15 protein-coding genes, 4 pseudogenes and 1 other annotated feature are annotated in these 17,229 nt (G+C 41.8%); of the genes and pseudogenes, 12 read left to right on the forward strand and 7 right to left on the reverse strand.

Annotated elements, in window-relative coordinates:
• Positions 1 to 229 precede the first annotated feature (229 nt).
• Positions 230 to 3,034 (forward strand): cation-translocating P-type ATPase, encoded by a 2,805-nt coding sequence (locus tag I2H52_RS01675; protein ID WP_195593903.1) that lies wholly within the window; start codon positions 230 to 232, stop codon positions 3,032 to 3,034.
• 139 nt (positions 3,035 to 3,173) lie between these two features.
• Here the strand turns inward: I2H52_RS01675 and I2H52_RS01680 are convergent.
• Together I2H52_RS01680 and I2H52_RS01685 are read right to left on the reverse strand one after the other, a co-directional pair.
• Positions 3,174 to 4,376: pseudogene (locus I2H52_RS01680) on the reverse strand (IS110 family transposase).
• A 271-nt stretch (positions 4,377 to 4,647) separates the two neighbouring features.
• A pseudogene (locus I2H52_RS01685) lies at positions 4,648 to 4,770 on the reverse strand (transposase); the annotation flags it as partial.
• Positions 4,771 to 5,061: 291 nt separating this feature from the next.
• On the opposite strand from I2H52_RS01685, the pseudogene I2H52_RS01690 reads away from it, so the two are divergent.
• Positions 5,062 to 5,505, forward strand: a pseudogene (locus tag I2H52_RS01690) (N-acetylmuramoyl-L-alanine amidase family protein); the annotation flags it as partial.
• A 54-nt stretch (positions 5,506 to 5,559) separates the two neighbouring features.
• Here I2H52_RS01690 and yidA read toward each other — a convergent pair.
• Together yidA and I2H52_RS01700 are read right to left on the reverse strand one after the other, a co-directional pair.
• Positions 5,560 to 6,366: a sugar-phosphatase gene (gene yidA, locus I2H52_RS01695; RefSeq protein WP_195593906.1), complete on the reverse strand. Its 807-nt coding sequence runs from the start codon at positions 6,364 to 6,366 to the stop codon at positions 5,560 to 5,562.
• Positions 6,367 to 6,375: 9 nt separating this feature from the next.
• Positions 6,376 to 7,683, reverse strand: a complete 1,308-nt coding sequence (locus tag I2H52_RS01700) for an HD domain-containing protein (RefSeq protein WP_195593909.1) — start codon at positions 7,681 to 7,683, stop codon at positions 6,376 to 6,378.
• Between the two features lie 71 nt (positions 7,684 to 7,754).
• Here I2H52_RS01700 and I2H52_RS01705 point away from each other — a divergent pair, with 71 nt between their 5' ends.
• Complete coding sequence (locus tag I2H52_RS01705) at positions 7,755 to 8,132, forward strand: DUF1934 domain-containing protein (protein WP_084939072.1); 378 nt, start codon at positions 7,755 to 7,757, stop codon at positions 8,130 to 8,132.
• A gap of 24 nt (positions 8,133 to 8,156) precedes the next feature.
• On the opposite strand, the gene I2H52_RS01710 is transcribed toward I2H52_RS01705, so the two are convergent.
• Both I2H52_RS01710 and I2H52_RS01715 read right to left on the reverse strand, forming a co-directional pair.
• On the reverse strand, positions 8,157 to 9,239 hold the full coding sequence (locus tag I2H52_RS01710; protein WP_195593911.1) for a DEAD/DEAH box helicase: 1,083 nt from the start codon (positions 9,237 to 9,239) through the stop codon (positions 8,157 to 8,159).
• The gene (locus tag I2H52_RS01715) at positions 9,236 to 10,213 is read right to left on the reverse strand and encodes a Gfo/Idh/MocA family protein (RefSeq protein ID WP_084939074.1); all 978 of its coding nucleotides are present in this window, start codon (positions 10,211 to 10,213) and stop codon (positions 9,236 to 9,238) included. Before I2H52_RS01715 ends, I2H52_RS01710 begins: the two co-directional genes overlap by 4 nt.
• A 155-nt stretch (positions 10,214 to 10,368) precedes the next feature.
• Between I2H52_RS01715 and I2H52_RS01720 the strand changes: the two genes are divergently transcribed.
• The 4 genes from I2H52_RS01720 (at position 10,369) to rpmA (ending at position 12,258) form a co-directional block, all read left to right on the forward strand.
• Positions 10,369 to 11,064 carry a YoaK family protein gene (locus I2H52_RS01720; protein ID WP_084939075.1) on the forward strand — a complete coding sequence of 232 codons (696 nt, stop codon included), beginning with the start codon at positions 10,369 to 10,371 and terminating at the stop codon, positions 11,062 to 11,064.
• A gap of 54 nt (positions 11,065 to 11,118) precedes the next feature.
• Positions 11,119 to 11,238: a sequence feature (ribosomal protein L21 leader region), on the forward strand.
• A 34-nt stretch (positions 11,239 to 11,272) separates the two neighbouring features.
• Entirely contained in the window at positions 11,273 to 11,587 is a 315-nt protein-coding gene (gene rplU, locus I2H52_RS01725) for a 50S ribosomal protein L21 (RefSeq protein ID WP_000109141.1), read from the forward strand.
• 16 nt (positions 11,588 to 11,603) lie between these two features.
• Positions 11,604 to 11,948 carry a ribosomal-processing cysteine protease Prp gene (locus I2H52_RS01730; RefSeq protein WP_000613697.1) on the forward strand — a complete coding sequence of 115 codons (345 nt, stop codon included), beginning with the start codon at positions 11,604 to 11,606 and terminating at the stop codon, positions 11,946 to 11,948.
• Between the two features lie 16 nt (positions 11,949 to 11,964).
• A complete protein-coding gene (gene rpmA, locus I2H52_RS01735; protein ID WP_000916509.1) occupies positions 11,965 to 12,258 on the forward strand; it encodes a 50S ribosomal protein L27 in 294 nt (97 codons plus the stop codon).
• A gap of 143 nt (positions 12,259 to 12,401) precedes the next feature.
• Here the strand turns inward: rpmA and I2H52_RS09680 are convergent.
• A pseudogene (locus I2H52_RS09680) lies at positions 12,402 to 12,497 on the reverse strand (AraC family transcriptional regulator); the annotation flags it as partial.
• On the opposite strand from I2H52_RS09680, the gene I2H52_RS01740 reads away from it, so the two are divergent.
• From I2H52_RS01740 to I2H52_RS01760, 5 genes are all read left to right on the forward strand, one after another.
• Positions 12,490 to 13,398 (forward strand): LysR family transcriptional regulator, encoded by a 909-nt coding sequence (locus I2H52_RS01740; protein WP_084939076.1) that lies wholly within the window; start codon positions 12,490 to 12,492, stop codon positions 13,396 to 13,398. The pseudogene I2H52_RS09680 and the gene I2H52_RS01740 sit on opposite strands and share 8 nt — an antisense overlap.
• The gene (lspA, locus tag I2H52_RS01745) at positions 13,395 to 13,862 is read left to right on the forward strand and encodes a signal peptidase II (RefSeq protein ID WP_084939077.1); all 468 of its coding nucleotides are present in this window, start codon (positions 13,395 to 13,397) and stop codon (positions 13,860 to 13,862) included. Before I2H52_RS01740 ends, lspA begins: the two co-directional genes overlap by 4 nt.
• A complete protein-coding gene (locus tag I2H52_RS01750; RefSeq protein WP_195593914.1) occupies positions 13,846 to 14,745 on the forward strand; it encodes an RluA family pseudouridine synthase in 900 nt (299 codons plus the stop codon). Before lspA ends, I2H52_RS01750 begins: the two co-directional genes overlap by 17 nt.
• A 101-nt stretch (positions 14,746 to 14,846) precedes the next feature.
• Entirely contained in the window at positions 14,847 to 15,956 is a 1,110-nt protein-coding gene (gene proB, locus I2H52_RS01755; RefSeq protein ID WP_229104473.1) for a glutamate 5-kinase, read from the forward strand.
• Positions 15,957 to 15,965: 9 nt separating this feature from the next.
• The gene (locus I2H52_RS01760) at positions 15,966 to 17,228 is read left to right on the forward strand and encodes a glutamate-5-semialdehyde dehydrogenase (protein ID WP_195593920.1); all 1,263 of its coding nucleotides are present in this window, start codon (positions 15,966 to 15,968) and stop codon (positions 17,226 to 17,228) included.
• Position 17,229 lies beyond the last annotated feature (1 nt).

The following is a 17,229-nucleotide window of genomic DNA, read 5'->3' on the forward strand; positions in this document are numbered from 1 at the left end:
CCACTACTTTAACATAAAGAAAAAGTAGTGAATACTCTCTCCCGTCGGAAATTTCTTCACTACTAATCTTAGTATGTTTTCTACAGCAAAATAGGCTCCATAATCCCTATGGTGGTTTTACCCACTACAGAAATTATAGAGCCCTTTTCTTTTACCTTTTCTGAAAAAGGAGTATAATAGGGGCGAAAATATAAAATCGTTTTAATGATTTAGAATCGAGGAAAGGATTATGAGTAATTCTAGTCAGAAAGGTGCTAAATTAGGGACCTGTGCCCCTGATCAGGTTTATCAGGTGTTGCAAACAAGTCCTCAAGGCTTAAACTCACAAGAAGTCCAGAAAAGGCAGGCGACTTACGGGCCTAACCAATTAAAGGAGAGTAAACAAGAACCTATTTGGTTGACTTTTGTCAGACATTTTACCAGTCTCATGGCCCTCTTATTGTGGGTTGGTGGCTTTATCGCTATGCTTTCTCATAGTCTAGAGTTGGGGATTGCTATCTGGTTGGTCAACATTATTAATGGTCTCTTTAGTTTTATTCAAGAATATAGAGCAAGTCAGGCTACGGCAGCCCTTAATAAGCTTCTTCCATCTTACACACGGGTTCTTCGGGATGGGAAGGAAGATAAGATTCTTGCTCAGGACTTGGTGCCAGGGGACTTGGTTTTCATTGAAGAAGGAGACCGTATTTCTGCAGATGGACGCTTGATTGCCGTGACAGATTTGCGGGTTAATCAGTCTGCTCTTACTGGTGAGTCTAACCCTATTTACAAGTCAGACCAAGCGGATTTAGATCCTGAAAAAACCGAGTTAGAATATGACAATATGGTGTTTGCTGGAACTACAGTTTCTTCTGGGTCTGGGTGTTTTATAGTATCTGCTATCGGAATGGAAACAGAGTTTGGACAAATTGCAGATTTGACACAAAACCTTACTCAGGAAAAAAGCCCTCTTCAGAAAGAATTAGATCATTTGACCAAGCAAATTTCAGTAATTGCAGTCTCTGTTGGTCTCTTCTTTGTGGTTGCAGCAACCCTATTTGTTCACCAACCTTTGTCTCAAGCCTTTATCTTTGCCCTGGGTATGATTGTTGCCTTTATTCCTGAGGGGCTTCTTCCCACGGTTACCCTATCTCTAGCCATGGCCGTTCAGCGCATGGCTAAGGATCATGCTTTGGTTAAGAAGTTGTCTTCGGTTGAGACTCTTGGAGCGACCTCTGTTATTTGCTCAGATAAAACAGGGACCCTAACTCAAAACGCCATGACAGTTAATCATTTATGGACCTTGTCAGGTAATTATGAGGTAACTGGACTAGGTTATGCACCAGAAGGGCATATTGAGAAGGATGGCCGCCCTGTTTCTCTGAAGGAGAATGACCTCGTGAATCGTTTGGTTCGCTTTTCTCATTTGGCTAGTAATGCACAGGTTGTGGAACCTAGTGCTGATAATCCCAATTATACGATTTTAGGTGATCCGACTGAGGCTTGTCTTAATGTTTTAGCCGAAAAAGCAGGGATTAATTTAAATGAAAATCACGCTTGGGCTCCTCGTATCAAAGAAATTCCCTTTGATTCTGATCGTAAACGAATGACAACGGTACATAGTCTCGAAAAAGGTCTAGATGGCAGTCACCATATTTCCATCACTAAGGGTGCGCCTAAAGAAGTGATGGAACTTTGCTCAGACTATTATGATGGTCAAGGGGCAATCAAATCTATGACTGCTGCAGAACGTCAGGCTATTCTTGCTGCTAACGATAAATTTGCTCGTGACGGCTTGCGTGTTTTAGCTGTGGCTTATAGACCCTTAGAAAGTGATCATATTGGAGAAGATAAGTGGGATATGCAGACTTTGGAAGAAAATATGGTTTTTCTGGGTCTTGTTGCCATGAGTGATCCCCCACGTCAGGGTGTACGTGAAGCTATTGCAAAATGTCACCGAGCTAATATTCGTATTATCATGGTTACAGGTGACTATGGCTTGACGGCTCTTAGTATTGCCAAGAAAATCGGAATTGTGCAGGGTGATGATGCGCGTGTTGTTTCAGGACTTGAACTGGCTGACATGGATGACGATCAACTTAAAGAAGCGCTTAAAGGTGAGATTGTTTTTGCCCGTGTAGCCCCTGAACAAAAATATCGTGTAGTCAATGCACTTCAGGAACTTGGTGAAGTTGTTGCTGTTACTGGTGATGGAGTAAATGATGCCCCTGCTCTGAAAAAGGCTGATATCGGGGTAGCTATGGGAATATCCGGAACTGACGTCGCCAAGGAATCTGCCGATATGATTTTAACGGATGATCACTTTGCTTCTATTGTCCATGCTGTTGAAGAGGGACGTGCCGTTTATCGAAATATTCAAAAATTCCTGACCTATATTTTTAATTCCAATACACCGGAAGCTGTACCATCTGCCTTCTTCTTGTTCTCTTTGGGGCGCATTCCTCTTCCTTTAACCGTTATGCAAATCCTAGCTATTGACTTAGGAACAGATATGGTACCTGCTTTGGGATTGGGGGTTGAACCACCTGAAGAAGGAGTGATGGACAAGCCACCAAGACGTTTATCGGACCGCTTACTTAATCGCCAACTATTGCTTAAAGCTTTTGTCTGGTATGGATTGATTGAAGCAACCTTGGCTATGGGTGCTTTCTTCCTTAATTATTGGGTAAATCAAGGAAATTTGAACCATCTGGCTAGCTCAGGTCCCCTCTATCGAGAGGCAACCACCATGACTTTGGGAGCGATTATCTTTACTCAGATTGGTATGGCCATGAATAGTCGTAAGGGTAGGGGCTCTATATTCCAAGTTAAACTTTTTGCTAATAGGATTATTAGCTTAGGAATTGTTCTAGAAATTGTTCTCTTTATTATCCTATCTTATCTACCGCTCTTCCACACGCTATTTAACACAGCCCCAATTGGACTTGATGATTGGCTCTATTTACTTGCTTGTCCCTTTGTTATTATGGCTTTGGAAGAAATCAGATATCGCTTATTTTCTACCATTTGTCAAGTCTATCAAGGCTTTAATTAAAAAAAGAGATAAGACAGTAGCTATTCTGAGGTTACTGTCTTATTTTTAACACTTTTTGATCTATAAAAGGGCATGCTAAAAAACACCTCATCTGGTATTTTTTAAAACAAGGTGTTACAATAATACGGCATAGACAGCCTTATCGATTTTGGGTCAAAGAATAATCGTAAAGTTTGTTATGCGTAATGAGGTAATACATTGTTCTGATGAGACGATGTATAGAGGCAATCGTATGTGGCTTAGTTGAAGCTATTGTCGATTGTCTTTTTCGATTCTCATAAAAGTCAGCGATATGACAGGGATTGGTATGACTAGCTGAAGCGATGTTGTGAATGCACTTGAACAAGATTTTTCTGGCATAGGGATTACCTCGTTTAGTGATGTGTTCCTTAGCGAGAAAGTTCCCAGATTCATAGTGTCTTAGGTCAATGCCAATAAAAGCGTTGATTTGATTAGTAGACTGAAAGCGCCGAATATCTCCTAATTCGCCAATGATAGATGTCGCTGTGGTTTCTGCGATGCCAGGAATTGACCGTAAGATGTCATACTCTGGTAAAGGCTGAGCTAGAGCTACCATGTCGTTTAAGACAACTTGTCTGCGTTCAGAAAGACGAAGCAATTCTTGAGCATAGTAACGAACCTCTTCAAGCATTTGGGAGATTTTCTTGACCGCACAAAAAGATTGTTTAGCGAGTTTTATAAGTTTATCAGTCAGGTAAGCAATACGCTTTTCAGAGATGCGTTTGGAGGTTGATTGACGGATAATCTCATACAAGTCACTTTGAGATAGGCTTAATACAAACTCTTTACATGGAAAAGCCATCACTAAGTTCCAATATTGCTATCCAGTTGGTGTAGATAAGAGATTTTCCAATTCAGGAAAGGTGACTTGTAGAACCTTGTGCAGACGGTTTTTAGCTCGAACAAGATCTTCAGTCATATTTTGATAGAAACGGCTTAAATCACGCAGGTGTTGATAAACTTCTTCCTGAACGTAAGTTGGTTTACGATTGTGCACAAGCTGAGATTTAGCCAACTTTTCAGCGTCAATTTTATCTGTTTTACGAACTCGCAGACTGTCTAATTGCTTCTTAGCTTCCAGTGGATTTAGCCGTGTATAAGCGTAACCGCATTCCTCAAGAAAGGCCTGAAGACGTCGAGAATAGACGCCTGTGGCCTCAAATATAATCTCAGGGTTATGAACTGTTTTCAAGTCGCCCAATAGGCGATTGAAACCAAAGGCATCATTGAGTATGGTGTAGCCATGAACCTTCTCACCGTTGACTAAAATTGCCACCTCAGAACTTGTTTTGCTGACATCAATTCCAAATACTGCACGCATGACATTACCTCTTTTGTCTTGAATAATTCCATGTTTTAGTGATTTTATTTTCAATACGCGACGTTTAGCGTCCCACATACTTTGATCAAACTCCACCTAAAACAAGGTGTTTTGCCAGTTTGTCAAGCGACGTCTAGCGCCATAGAGCCCTACGACTTTACAAGACGCCACTACTTTAACATAAAGAAAAAGTAGTGAATACTCTCTCCCGTCGGAAATTTCTTCACTACTAATCTTAGTATGTTTGTCAACTGCAGTGGGTTGAAAAAAGCTAACATCTGGAGAGGACGATCGTCCTTCTCTCCATTTTTATATTCAGAGCGATGAAAATTCGTTTCTTAAAGTTTTCAAAGTTCCGAAAACCAAAGGCATTACGCTTGATAAGTTTAATAAGCTCTAAATTTTTAGTATTATGCTCATCAAGAGGTTCGGAATATTCTAGTGGTGGATCATTAAGTTTAGCGACTAAATATTGGTCTTTAGGTTCAGGATGGAATCCTCTACAGAATTCACAAGCATATTTAGCAGCAGATCAAAATTATAATCACAGAATCACGTTAAATGAATTGTATACATACTCTCGTGAACAAGTTTTGAAACAAAATTCTAAACAGCATATTGAAGTTTATCCAGATAACAGTCAATTTGTTTTATTCAAGAAATAAGGAGGAAATAAAATGAAAGTATCAAAAAAATTACACTATTTAGTTTGTCTCTAGCAGGTTTAGCTTTACTAGCTTTCCCTCATTCAGGAAAGGCATTTGAGCTTAAAGAAGAATGGGTTATCAAGGGCGGTATTCGATACGAGAATGGGAAAGTCAGTAAGATTAATAATGGATACGAAGTAAATATTAAAGTATTAGATCTGCCTAGTACTAGCGAAATCGAATGGACAGTTAGTTTAAATGGAGAAAAGCAAAATACTAACTTCTTAGCTGAGGAAAGAACTGTATCTAAAACTGAAGATAAGGGACGTTTCTTGCACTTTTATATTCCCTATGGATGTCGTGGAGATATTGTAGTAGAGGCTAAGAGTGGAAACGAAGTGAAGACATGGTCTACTAAGGTAGTTGATGATGTTTATTCAGATGACGCTAAGAGTGGTTACTTCGTTATCGATGGGGGGCAGTAATTAGATATCAAAACCCGCTCTGCTGAGCGGGTTTTATCTATTCTTACCTTTCTACAATACCCACGTTCGGATAGCATGGGCAACGCCGGATTCATCGTTTGTTTTGGTGATGTATTTGGCAATTTTTTTGAGTTCTGGATTTCCATTTTCCATAACAACGGGGTTTCCAACGACTTCGAGCATGGCACGGTCATTTTCTTCATCCCCGATAGCCATAGTTTCATCTTTGGTCAATCCTAGTTTTTCAGCTAAGTGAGTGATGGCTGAACCCTTGTCCACATTCTTTTTAAGGAGTTCGAGGTAGAAAGGAGCAGATTTGTTGATAGAGTAGCATTCGTAAAATTCTGCTGGGATTTTTTTAATCGCAGTATCGAGAATTGCTGGTTCATCGATGAACATACATTTGACGATTTCTTTGCCCGCCATTTCTTCAGGTGTACGATAGAAGATAGGCATGCTGACGAGGGTTGATTCGTGCACCGTGTATTTTCCGATATTGCGATTGGCAGTGTAGATACCATCCTTGGTAATAGCGTGCATGTGGACACCGAGCTTGCGACTGAGAAATTCCATATCCAGATAATCCTCATAAGTCAAGGATTCGCTGATAATCTCATGTCCAGTAGCAGTTTCTTGGACAAGGCCACCGTTGAAGGTTACTACATAGTCACCCTCGTCTCTCAACTTTAAGTCGTCCAGAAGTTTGGCAACACCTGCAATGGGACGACCCGTTGCAATCACGATTTTGACACCAGCTTGTTTGGCATCTTGGATGGCAGAAAAGACTTCAGGAGTGATTTCCTTCTTACTGTTGACTAAGGTACCATCAATATCGACGGCGATTAGTTTAATACTCATATAGTTCCTCTATTCGTTCTTATTTGGGGTAAAATGATCGTTCTCAATCAAGTGTAAAAATTGCTGGGTGATACTTGCGAAGATGCTGTTTTGATCTAACATTTCTTTTGGGAAATAGAAACGATTATCTCCGTGGCGGCTACCAGAAAGGGATTGGACGATAGGAGACAGGCTAGAGAGTTCTGCCAGCTCCCCATTTTTTTGTATAATCTCAATCTGAGTCCGTGGATTTTCAGATTCGGGACGATAGATATCATAAGGGAGGTCAAAGTTCTTATGAATAGCAGTGTAGTAGTCTGGATCAAAACCGATTTCTTCAACCAGTTGTCTCATGCTTGCGAGTTGGTCTTGGTCTTCTTGGGAAAAGGTGATGGATTTAAAGACCTTGCGGTTGACAAAGCGTTGCGACAAGTCAGCGAGAATCTTGTCAGGACTGGTCATCCAGAGCTGGAAGTAGGTATTCATCACGCCATCATCAAGAGCCAGATAGTCAGCGAGAGTGACTTTCTTCTCGAAAAAAGGGAGGAGATGTGGAGAGGTGCGTGCAAAGAAGTCCTTGTCCTTAGGGTAGAGTTCCTTGGCACGTTTGAGGAGATTTTGAAGGAGAACTTCCATAGCACGTGTTGCTGGGTGGAAATAAACCTGCATATACATCTGGTAACGACTGAGTACGTAGTCTTCGATGGCATGCATGCCATTGCGCTGAAAGGCGATACCATTTTCGATAGGACGAATGACTCGGAGGATTCGAGTCAGGTCAAATTCCCCATAAGATGCTCCTGTAAAATAAGAGTCGCGCAAGAGATAGTCCATGCGGTCTGCATCAATTTGACTAGAAATGAGCTGAACGACCTGCTTGTTAGGATAGGTATGGTCGATGACACTGGCTACCTTTTCTGGGAAATCTGGCGCCACTTGTAGCAAGACTTGGTGAATCTCTGTCTCAGGACTTTGGATAATTTCCTGAGTGATGGCTTCGTGGTCTGTATCAAAGAGATGTTCAAAGGTATGTGAATAGGCACCGTGTCCTAGGTCATGTAGGAGAGCAGCGGTCATGGTCAAAAGAGACTCAGTAGGATCCCATTCTTCAGGATATTTTTCTTCAAAAATCTCCGTGATACGACGTGCAATCTCATAGACCCCGAGGCAGTGGGAAAAGCGACTGTGCTCCCCACCGTGGAAGGTATAACTGGAAGTTCCCAGTTGCTTGATACGGCGCAAACGCTGAAATTCTTTTGTATTGATCAAGTCATAGATGACCTGATTATTAACATGGATATAGTTGTGAACTGGGTCACGGAATACTTTTTCGTTCATATGACCATTATAGCAAAATCCTGCTCTTTTTGGTAAAATAGTAGGACAAGAGACAAGAAAGAGGACTTGATGTGAAAATTCGGATGCGAAATACGATTCAGTTTGATGAACAGTTGGAAGTCATTGATCAACTCTATGACGTGGAAGTACATGAAAAAGGAGATTATGGCTATTTACTCTTTTATAATGAGGAAAAAGAAAAAGTGGTACTCAAGTTTCATCAAGAAGAACTGGTGATGACCCGTTTCTCGAGTCCCAAGACCATTATGAGATTTCTAAAGGATACTGATAGTTTAGCCTATATTCCCACACCTATGGGGATGCAGGAGTTTATCATTCAAACGAGTCACTACAAACTAGATGGTCAAAAGATTGAACTAGCCTATCAACTACAAAACCAAGAGGGACATCCCTTTGCTAGCTATCAACTGGAAATTACTTGGGGATAAGAAAAAGGTTGGCGAGGGCCAACCTTATTTGATATAGAGTTCTTGGTTTTTTAGGACAATTTCACGTACACTTGCGAATTTCTTGAGTTTTTTAAGTTCTTCAGGATGGGTTACGAGAGTGATAACATAGCCCTCTTTGCCCATGCGACCTGTACGGCCAGCTCGGTGAGTGTAAGTTTCGATATCTCTAGGAATATCAAAGTTTACGACACATTCTAGACTATCGATATCAATTCCACGAGCCAGAAGGTCAGTTGCAAGGAGCAAGGTTAGCTGCTTGTCCTTAAACTTTTCCAAGATAACTTTTCTAAACTTGACATTGACATCGCTAGCGAGAGAAACAGCTAAGATATCCCGATACTGTAGTTTTTCCTCTGCGTTTCCAAGGTCTGAGAGGCTGTTAAAGAAGACCAGACCACGGAAATCCTCTACATGAGCTAGCTTTCGTAGCATATCCACTCGATGACGTTTGTCTACCTGCATGTAGAAGTGTTGAATGTTGTCTAACTTTTGGTCAGAAAGGTCGATGGTGCGCGTGTTTGGAGCAATCTTTTCTTGGTCAAACTTGGTCGTCGCACTCATGTAGATGAGTTGGTGGTCATGAGGTGCGTAGTGAGTGATTTTCTCTACAAAGTGAATCTGAGAATCATCGAGCAATTGGTCAAATTCATCCAGAATGATGGTTTCTACATTCATCATCTTGATTTTTTTCAATTTAATCAACTCAAAGATACGGCCAGGAGTTCCAATCAGAATTTCTGGCCCTTTTTTTAGGCGTTCAATCTGGCGTTTCTGACTCGAACCTGATAAGAAGAGCTGAGCAGTCAAGCCGATAGCCTCTGACCACGTTTTACATACATCAAAAATCTGTCCAGCAAGTTCTGTATTTGGTGCTAGAATCAAGAGTTGCTGGGCTTTTTTCTTTTGTAGTCTGAGAAGACTCGGTAGGAGGTAAGCTAGGGTCTTACCAGTTCCTGTTGGGCTCACTCCTAGAAGGTTTTCTCCAGCAAGAATGGGCTCAAATAGTTGAGTTTGAATGGGTGTGAATTCTTGGAAACCAAGTCGGTTACTTAGTTCTTGCCATTCAGTAGGTAGTTTGGTTTTCATTTTTCTCCCTCAAATCTAATGCCAGCAGTCTGGCGCATGGTATACAATAGGTCATGAACAGAACCTGCATCATCCAGCCAGTTCTGGTAAAGTGTCTGGTCTGGTTGCTGGATCATGTGTGCAAATGCAACTGCTTCCTCAGCCATCGTATGAGGAGCTTGTTGGATAGGGAGCTGGACTTGATTTCCTTGGTGGTCGGTAAAAATAGCTGAGCGGACATGCTCAATCGTGTTGAGAGTCAAGGTTCCATCTGTTGTGTAGATTTCGCAAGGAAGATTGGAAGTAATGTTTTTTCCTGCCTTGATATGAACTTGAAAGTCAGGGTAGAAGAGGGTACCGTCTCCATTTAGGTCAATGCTATTGTCAAGCTGTTGAGCCTGATAGGTCGCGTCTTGAGCCTTTCCAAAAAGGCGAACGGCAGCGTAGAGAGGATAAATCCCCAAGTCCATAAGAGCTCCACCAGCAAAACGGTCTGAAAAGACATTGGGTGTCTGTCCAGCCAACAAGTCAGGCATTTTGGAAGAATACTTGGCATAGTTGAAATCTGCTCCCAGCACTTGCTTGTCTGCTAAAAAGTTTTTGATAGTGGTAAAAGCTTCTTCGTGGTAATTACGAGCTGCTTCAAAGATAAAACAGTGATTTTTCTCAGCTGTTTGCCTCAAATCCAGCCATTCTTGTGGCTGAGTGACAGCTGGCTTTTCAAGAATGACGTGCTTACCAAAAGACAAGGCAGCCTTGGCTTGTACAAAATGAAAGGAGTTTGGACTGGCGATATAGACTACATCAAAGGAAGACTTAAAGAAGTCTTCTAATTGATCAAAGAGTTGGACATTTTGATAGCGGGAAGCAAAGACTGCGGCAGTTTCTAGTTTTCTAGAATAGATTGCGACCAGCTGGTATTCTCCGCTAGCATGGGCTGCTTCTATGAAATGATGGCTGATAGCTCCTGTTCCGATGACACCTAATTTAAGCATAGATACTCCTTTTCCGACTTTAAATTCTTCCTTCATTATAACATAGAAAAGAAGGACTATCCAACAGAGGGTAAAAATTTTCAAATGGACTACGCATTTCTTGGAGAAAGTGGTACAATATTTAGATAAGTAGATGAAATGAAAAGGGGGAGAAAATGAGATTATTGCCAATAAGAAAAATATCACGTCAGTCTAAGAGGCTAGCGCTTTTTTTGACTTTTTGTGCAGGATATGTAGATGCCTATACCTTTATCGTGCGAGGGAATACCCTAGTAGCAGGCCAAACTGGGAATGTGGTTTTTCTATCAGTAGGACTCATTCAACACAATGTGTCAGATGCCAGTGCCAAAGTAATGACCTTGCTAGCCTTTATGATGGGGGTCCTTTTATTAACTGTTTATAAGGAAAAATTGAGAATTGTTAAAAAGCCAATTTTGTCCGTAATTCCACTTGCAGTCCTGTCCCTAATTATAGGGTTTGTGCCACAAACTGTAGAGAATATCTATCTAGTACCGCCATTGGCCTTCTGTATGGGACTGGTGACAACTGCTTTTGGAGAAGTATCAGGGATTGCCTATAATAATGCTTTTATGACCGGGAATATCAAACGAACCATGTTGGCTTTTGGAGATTATTTTCGGACCAAGCATACGCCTTTCCTACGAGAGGGCTTGATTTTTGTTAGCTTGCTTAGCAGTTTTGTCTTCGGAGTTGTTTTTTCAGCTTATTTGACGATTTACTATCAGGAGAGGACAATTCTAGGTGTTCCTCTTATGATGAGTATCTTTTACTTCAGTATGCTTTTTGCTTCTTGGAGAAAAAAAGGAGAGAAAAAACTTAATTTTAATTGATTTTACTTGTAAGAAAAAAGAAGATATGCTATAATTGAAGAGTTGACTATGCACAGTCCTGTGCAACCGCACGAACATCGTTGCTCATCGTATACAAAATTTAAACTTTGTTATACTTAGAGCTCTTCTTTTAAGTGGTTCGTCCCACGATGCTAGGCGAGTCTTCACAAAAATACGGGGAAACCCTAAAAATCATAGGAGGTGCATAATGAGCACATACGCAATTATCAAAACTGGCGGAAAACAAGTTAAAGTTGAAGTTGGTCAAGCAGTTTACGTTGAAAAATTGAACGTTGAAGCTGGTCAAGAAGTTACTTTTAACGAAGTTGTTCTTGTTGGTGGTGAAAACACTGTTGTCGGAACTCCACTTGTTGCTGGAGCTACTGTAGTTGGAACTGTTGAAAAACAAGGAAAACAAAAGAAAGTTGTTACTTACAAGTACAAACCTAAAAAAGGTAGCCACCGCAAACAAGGTCACCGTCAACCATATACAAAAGTTGTCATCAACGCGATCAACGCTTAATTTTTAAGGAGAACACATGATACAAGCAGTCTTTGAGAGAGCCGAAGATGGCGAGCTGAGGAGTGCGGAAATTACTGGACACGCCGAAAGTGGCGAATACGGCTTAGATGTCGTGTGTGCATCGGTTTCTACGCTTGCCATTAACTTTATCAATTCCATTGAGAAATTTGCAGGCTATGAACCAATCTTAGAATTAAACGAAGATGAAGGTGGCTATCTAAAGGTTGAAATACCAGCGGATCTTCCTTCGCACCAGAGAGAAATGACCCAGTTATTCTTCGAATCATTTTTCTTAGGTATGGCAAACTTATCGGAGAACTCTTCTGAGTTCGTCCAAACCAGAGTTATCACAGAAAACTAACACGGAGGAAAACATTATGTTAAAAATGACTCTTAACAACTTGCAACTTTTCGCCCACAAAAAAGGTGGAGGTTCTACATCAAACGGACGCGATTCACAAGCAAAACGTCTTGGAGCTAAAGCAGCTGACGGACAAACTGTAACAGGTGGATCAATCCTTTACCGTCAACGTGGTACGCACATCTATCCAGGTGTAAACGTTGGACGTGGTGGAGACGATACTTTGTTCGCTAAAGTTGAAGGCGTAGTACGCTTTGAACGTAAAGGACGCGATAAAAAACAAGTTTCTGTTTACCCAATCGCAAAATAAAAAGGTCCAGTGAACCTTTTTATCCCGAGCCTTAAAATGAAAAGGCGAGGAAGCTAGAAGTAGCATTAAATAAGGCTTTCCGAGTTTTCGGAGAGCCTTTTTTTGTTTTGATACCCATTTTGAATTTAATAGAGAATAGTTAGATTTAAACTTGCGATGGACACTTTTTTCTTTTTTGGAAAAATTCTGAAATATGGTATAATGAACAGATAGAGAAGTTGGGGGTAAAAGATGAACATTCAACAATTACGCTATGTTGTGGCTATTGCCAATAGTGGTACTTTCCGTGAAGCTGCTGAAAAGATGTATGTTAGTCAGCCAAGTCTATCTATTTCTGTGCGCGATTTGGAAAAAGAGTTAGGCTTTAAGATTTTCCGTCGGACGAGTTCGGGGACTTTCTTGACCCGTCGAGGTATGGAATTTTATGAGAAAGCGCAGGAATTGGTCAAGGGATTTGATGTTTTTCAAAATCAGTATGCCAATCCTGAAGAAGAAAAGGATGAATTCTCTATTGCTAGCCAGCACTATGACTTCTTGCCACCGACGATTACGGCTTTTTCAGAGCGCTATCCTGACTACAAAAACTTCCGTATTTTTGAGTCCACTACAGTTCAAATCCTAGATGAAGTAGCTCAGGGGCACAGTGAGATTGGGATTATCTACCTCAACAATCAAAATAAAAAAGGTATTATGCAACGGATTGAAAAGTTAGGTCTCGAAGTCATTGAGTTGATTCGTTTTCATACTCACATCTATCTGCGTGAAGGACATTCCTTGGCGAAAAAAGAAGAACTGGTCATGGAGGATTTAGCTGATTTACCAACAGTTCGCTTTACTCAGGAAAAGGACGAGTACCTTTACTATTCAGAGAACTTTGTCGATACCAGTGCGAGCTCCCAGATGTTCAATGTGACGGACCGTGCTACTTTAAACGGTATTTTAGAGCGAACGGATGCCTATGCGACTGGGTCTGGATTTTTGGATAGTGATAGTGTTAATGGCATTACAGTTATTCGTCTCAAGGATAATTTAGATAATCGCATGGTTTATGTCAAACGAGAAGAAGTGGAGCTTAGTCAAGCTGGGACACTATTCGTTGAGGTTATGCAAGAATATTTTGATCAGAAGAGGAAATCATGAAAAAAAGAGGAATAGTGGCAGTGATTGTACTGCTCTTGATTGCACTGGATCAGTGGGTTAAAGCCTATGTTGTCCAACAGATACCTTTGGGAGAGTTCCGGTCTTGGATACCCAATCTCGTTAGCTTGACCTACCTGCAAAATAGAGGGGCAGCCTTCTCCATGCTGCAAGACCAGCAGTGGTTATTTGCTGTCATTACACTGGTCGTCATGGTAGGTGCCATTTGGTATCTACATAAACACATGGAAGATTCTCTCTGTTTAGTTTTTGGACTGACCCTGATAATCGCGGGAGGACTGGGCAACTTTATCGACAGAATGAGTCAAGGTTTTGTGGTGGATATGTTTCACCTAGACTTTATCAACTTTGCGATTTTCAATGTGGCTGATAGTTATTTGACAGTTGGTGTCATTGTTTTATTGATTGCAATGCTTAAAGAGGAAGTAAATGGAAATAAAAATTGAAACTGGTGGGCAACGTCTAGACAAGGCTCTGTCGGATCTGACAGAATTGTCACGCAGTCTCGCGAATGAACAAATCAAAGCAGGACAAGTTTTGGTCAATGGCCAAATCAAGAAAGCAAAATATACGGTCCAAGAGGGGGATGTGATCACTTACCATGTGCCAGAACCAGAGGTTTTAGAGTATGTGGCTGAAAATCTTCCACTAGATATTATCTACCAAGATGAGGATGTAGCCGTTGTTAACAAACCTCAAGGGATGGTGGTTCATCCCAGCGCTGGCCATACCAGTGGAACCTTGGTCAATGCCCTCATGTACCATATCAAGGACTTGTCAGGTATCAATGGGATTCTTCGCCCAGGCATCGTCCACCGCATTGACAAGGACACGTCTGGTCTGCTCATGATTGCTAAAAATGATGAGGCCCACTTGGCACTTGCCCAAGAACTCAAGGACAAGAAGTCTCTCCGCAAATACTGGGCGATTGTTCATGGCAATCTTCCCAATGATCGTGGTGTGATTGAAGCGCCAATTGGCCGTAGTGAAAAAGACCGTAAGAAACAGGCTGTGACTGCTAAAGGAAAGCCTGCCGTAACACGCTTTCACGTCTTGGAACGCTTTGGAGATTATAGCTTAGTGGAGTTGCAACTGGAAACAGGGCGTACCCACCAAATCCGTGTTCATATGGCTTATATTGGCCATCCAGTCGCTGGGGATGAGGTCTATGGTCCTCGTAAAACCCTGAAAGGACATGGACAATTCCTCCATGCTAAGACTCTAGGCTTTACCCATCCGAGAACAGGTGAAACCTTGGAGTTCACAGCAGATATTCCAGAGATTTTTAAAGAAACGCTGGAAAGATTGCGTCAAACTGAGAGTAGATAAAAGAGTTGAGATGCCTTGTCTCGACCTTTTTTATTTCAAGTCTTTTCTATTTTAAAGCATTCATGTTATAATGGATAAATATGAAGAATCGGAGTGAGAATATGAACTACAAACGAATCGTCTTTAAGGTGGGGACTTCGTCCTTGACAAATGAAGACGGAAGTTTATCAAGAAGTAAAGTAAAGGTAATTACCCAACAATTAGCTATGTTGCATGAAGCTGGGCATGAGTTGATTTTGGTTTCGTCTGGGGCAGTAGCGGCCGGCTTTGGAGCTTTAGGATTTAAAAAGCGTCCGACTAAGATTGCTGATAAACAGGCTTCAGCAGCGGTAGGACAAGGGCTTTTGTTGGAAGAATATACCACTAATCTTCTCTTGCGCCAAATCGTTTCTGCACAAATATTGCTGACCCAGGATGACTTTGTGGATAAGCGCCGTTATAAAAATGCCCATCAAGCTTTGTCAGTTCTACTTAGCCGTGGGGCGATTCCTATCATTAATGAGAATGATAGTGTTGTTATTGATGAGCTCAAGGTTGGGGACAATGACACTCTGAGTGCTCAGGTAGCAGCCATGGTCCAAGCTGACCTTTTAGTCCTCTTGACAGACGTAGACGGTCTTTATACAGGAAATCCTAATTCAGATCCAACAGCCAAACGCTTGGAGAAAATTGAGACTATCAATCGTGAGATTATTGATATGGCTGGTGGAGCTGGTTCGTCTAATGGTACAGGTGGGATGTTGACTAAAATCAAAGCAGCTACTATTGCGACAGAGTCAGGAGTTCCTGTTTATATCTGCTCATCCTTGAAGGCAGGTGCCATGATTGAGGCGGCTGAGGAGACCAAGGATGGTTCCTACTTTGTTGCTCAAGAGAAAGGTCTCCGTACCCAGAAACAATGGCTGGCCTTCTATGCTCAAAGTCAGGGAACGATTTGGGTAGATGGTGGAGCTGCAGAGGCACTTTCAAAAAACGGGAAAAGTCTCCTTTTATCGGGTGTGGTAGAAGTGGAAGGAAACTTCTCTTACCACGATATTGTAACAGTAGCAGATAAAGAAACAGATCAATCTCTTGGAAAGGGACGTGTCCAATTTGGCGTCTCAGCTCTAGAAGATATGCTCCGTTCTCAAAAAGCTAAGGGAGTCTTGATTCACCGTGATGACTGGATTTCCATCACTCCTGAAATCCAGCTGCTCTTTACAGAATTTTAGAGGTGAACGATGGTAAGTACACAAGAACAATTTGAACAGGTACAGGCTGTTAAAAAATCAATCAATACTGCCAGTGAAGCAGTGAAAAACCAAGCCTTGCTGGCCATGGCAGATCATTTATTGGCAGCTACTGAGGAGATTTTGGTGGCAAATGCCCTCGATATGGAAGCGGCCAAGGGGAAAATCTCAGATGTTATGCTAGACCGTCTTTATTTGGATGAAGGACGTATAGAAGCGATGGCAAGAGGGATTCGTGAAGTGGTTGTTTTGCCAGATCCTATTGGTGAAGTCCTAGAAACAAGTCAGCTTGAAAATGGCTTGGTTATTACCAAGAAACGTGTGGCCATGGGGGTTATTGGTATTATCTATGAAAGCCGTCCAAATGTGACGTCTGACGCGGCTGCTTTGGCTCTTAAAAGTGGGAATGCGGTCGTTCTTCGTAGTGGTAAGGACGCCTACCAAACAGCTCATGCTATTGTCACAGCCTTGAAGAAAGGTTTGGAGACGACTACCATAAATCCAGATGTGATTCAACTGGTGGAAGATACCAGCCGAGAAAGTAGCTATGCCATGATGAAGGCCAAGGGCTATCTAGACCTCCTCATTCCTCGTGGAGGAGCTGGTTTGATTAATGCTGTGGTTGAAAATGCTATCGTGCCTGTTATTGAGACAGGAACTGGGATTGTCCATGTCTATGTGGATAAGGACGCAGACGAAGACAAGGCTTTATCTATCATCAACAATGCTAAAACCAGTCGTCCTTCTGTCTGCAATGCCATGGAGGTTCTACTTGTTCATGAAGACAAGGCAGCAAGCTTCCTTCCTCGCTTGGAGCAAGTTCTGGTTGAGAATCGAAAAGAAGCTGGGTTGGAACCAATTCAATTCCGCTTGGATGAGAAAACAAGTCAGTTTCTTTCAGGTCGAGCAGCTGAGGCCCAAGACTTTGACACAGAGTTTTTAGACTATGTTCTCACTGTTAAGGTTGTGAGCAGTTTAGAAGAAGCGGTTGCGCATATTGAAGCCCACAGTACCCATCATTCGGATGCCATTGTGACTGAAAATGCTGAAGCTGCAGCTTACTTTACAGATCAAGTGGACTCAGCAGCGGTTTATGTCAATGCTTCAACGCGTTTCACTGATGGAGGCCAGTTTGGTCTTGGATGTGAGATGGGGATTTCTACTCAGAAACTGCACGCGCGTGGGCCAATGGGCTTGAAAGAGTTGACCAGCTACAAGTATGTGGTTACTGGTGACGGACAGATAAGGGAGTAAG

The sequence above is a fragment of the Streptococcus oralis genome (genome assembly GCF_015561235.1).
In the GTDB taxonomy this organism is placed as follows: domain Bacteria; phylum Bacillota; class Bacilli; order Lactobacillales; family Streptococcaceae; genus Streptococcus; species Streptococcus oralis_BK.

Bases quoted from the DNA above. Each gene is read 5' to 3' on its own strand.
- I2H52_RS01675 (WP_195593903.1), top strand. From the start codon at position 230: ATGAGTAATTCTAGTCAGAAAGGTGCTAAATTAGGGACCTGTGCCCCT.
- yidA (WP_195593906.1), bottom strand. From the start codon at position 6,366: ATGAGTATTAAACTAATCGCCGTCGATATTGATGGTACCTTAGTCAAC.
- I2H52_RS01700 (WP_195593909.1), bottom strand. From the start codon at position 7,683: ATGAACGAAAAAGTATTCCGTGACCCAGTTCACAACTATATCCATGTT.
- I2H52_RS01710 (WP_195593911.1), bottom strand. From the start codon at position 9,239: ATGAAAACCAAACTACCTACTGAATGGCAAGAACTAAGTAACCGACTT.
- I2H52_RS01715 (WP_084939074.1), bottom strand. From the start codon at position 10,213: ATGCTTAAATTAGGTGTCATCGGAACAGGAGCTATCAGCCATCATTTC.
- I2H52_RS01720 (WP_084939075.1), top strand. From the start codon at position 10,369: ATGAGATTATTGCCAATAAGAAAAATATCACGTCAGTCTAAGAGGCTA.
- rplU (WP_000109141.1), top strand. From the start codon at position 11,273: ATGAGCACATACGCAATTATCAAAACTGGCGGAAAACAAGTTAAAGTT.
- I2H52_RS01730 (WP_000613697.1), top strand. From the start codon at position 11,604: ATGATACAAGCAGTCTTTGAGAGAGCCGAAGATGGCGAGCTGAGGAGT.
- rpmA (WP_000916509.1), top strand. From the start codon at position 11,965: ATGTTAAAAATGACTCTTAACAACTTGCAACTTTTCGCCCACAAAAAA.
- I2H52_RS01740 (WP_084939076.1), top strand. From the start codon at position 12,490: ATGAACATTCAACAATTACGCTATGTTGTGGCTATTGCCAATAGTGGT.
- lspA (WP_084939077.1), top strand. From the start codon at position 13,395: ATGAAAAAAAGAGGAATAGTGGCAGTGATTGTACTGCTCTTGATTGCA.
- I2H52_RS01750 (WP_195593914.1), top strand. From the start codon at position 13,846: ATGGAAATAAAAATTGAAACTGGTGGGCAACGTCTAGACAAGGCTCTG.
- proB (WP_229104473.1), top strand. From the start codon at position 14,847: ATGAACTACAAACGAATCGTCTTTAAGGTGGGGACTTCGTCCTTGACA.
- I2H52_RS01760 (WP_195593920.1), top strand. From the start codon at position 15,966: ATGGTAAGTACACAAGAACAATTTGAACAGGTACAGGCTGTTAAAAAA.